Source organism: Clostridium sp. ZBS2 (assembly GCF_023845855.1).
Lineage (GTDB): Bacteria > Bacillota > Clostridia > Clostridiales > Clostridiaceae > Clostridium > Clostridium aquiflavi.
On the sequence record NZ_JAMQIF010000043.1, the window covers coordinates 1 to 1,532 of the forward strand.

At 23.2% G+C, this 1,532-nt stretch carries 2 protein-coding genes; one reads left to right on the top strand and one right to left on the bottom strand.

The window, feature by feature from the left end; all coding sequences use genetic code 11:
- Positions 1–397: 397 nt before the first annotated feature.
- The gene (locus tag NG918_RS16210; RefSeq protein WP_252211600.1) at positions 398–595 is read right to left on the bottom strand and encodes a hypothetical protein; all 198 of its coding nucleotides are present in this window, start codon (positions 593–595) and stop codon (positions 398–400) included.
- A 385-nt stretch (positions 596–980) separates the two neighbouring features.
- On the opposite strand from NG918_RS16210, the gene NG918_RS16215 reads away from it, so the two are divergent.
- Complete coding sequence (locus NG918_RS16215; RefSeq protein WP_252227077.1) at positions 981–1,400, top strand: DUF3785 family protein; 420 nt, start codon at positions 981–983, stop codon at positions 1,398–1,400.
- Positions 1,401–1,532 lie beyond the last annotated feature (132 nt).

Genomic DNA, 1,532 nt, shown 5'->3' on the forward strand with positions numbered 1-1,532 from the left:
CATCTCTCTAAATACTTTAGTACTATTAATTTTACCATTTTAAACATTGATAGTAAATTAACATTAGCTTAAGATAATATTAAGGTTTAAAAATTAAGTTGTGTTTTAGTATCATGTTGATATATGCATAAGCAAAGTGGACTGAGTAATTGAACTTAGGAATACTAAAAATGAGTATAGTCCCTTTTTAGCTTGCTCCCAATATAAAATTGAGACAAGCAGTAAAAGTGACAATACTCATTAAGTATTCTCAAATTCCAATTACAATGCCACTTTGTCTATTGCATATATCAACACAGATTTAAAACATACCCTAAATTTAAAAGAGTCTTAATAAATTTACACATGTTTAAATTATGTTTTGATACGCTTAATAATGCATTTCTTTTATGGTTTATTATATATGATTTTCTTTATACTCTTCTATTTTAGAATAGATTAATGAGCCTATTATTCCTAATACTCCTCCTGCTGCAAAGAAAAACACTGCATTATCAAAAATTGTACCAATAATAGTTCCAAATCCAACTCCCATTGCAATTCCTTTTGCTAAATTTTCATATTCCTTATCAGTTAACATAATCTTTTCTAACATTAAACTCATCTCCAATCTAAAATATTTTTATTTTATAATATTCTATAATACTAATTTTACATCAGTACTCTTAAAAGTTTATTAATTCAAAATTAAGGATTTCTTATTATTATTTTATATCACTATAAATTTTTATTTGTTACATATCTGTGTCCTAATTCTTACAAAATGGTTTCATTTTATATTATTTATTATCAAACTATGTTTTGGTAGATTATTTATATATTTCCAAATAAATCTACATAAAATAATTGCAATTTCACCTTATTTATTACATATATCCATACATATTTAACATATAATATATTACAAATATATTGTTATGTACATTAAAATTATATGATATTATATAATTATTATTAATTTAGTTAAGGAGAGAAATTTTATGGAATATAAGTTTGTATATGATGATAAAGAATATGTATTAAATAAAGAAAATTGTGACGGTATATTTTTAGATTCTGATAATGAAGTTGAAGAAATTGAAGGCTTATCATTAGATATAATTTTAAATGCTTTATACGAAGGAAAAGTTATTAATTTTTCAAAAGAATTTTATGGCGATAAATGTTACTGTGATTCCCAAGAAAAGATAAATAAATCTTATGCTTATTTAGAATATCATTTTTATGTTTATACAAAAGAAAATAAATACATAATAAATACACTATGTAAAGAATATGAAAATACATCTTATAATAAGCTTTTTAGAGTTGGAAAAATAGATGATAGTTACATTGTTAGCGTAGTTGTTTGTCCTTGTTGTAGTAATTACACAATAGAAATTGAGCAATGTACAGTTTAATATTTTTATGAGTATAGATCAGTTTTAAAACATCTATGCTCTTTTTTTATTGGCTCTGTTTTAGCATAGTGCTGATATATGCATAAGCAAAGTGGGCGGAGTAATTGAACTTAGGAATGCTAAAATGAGTAT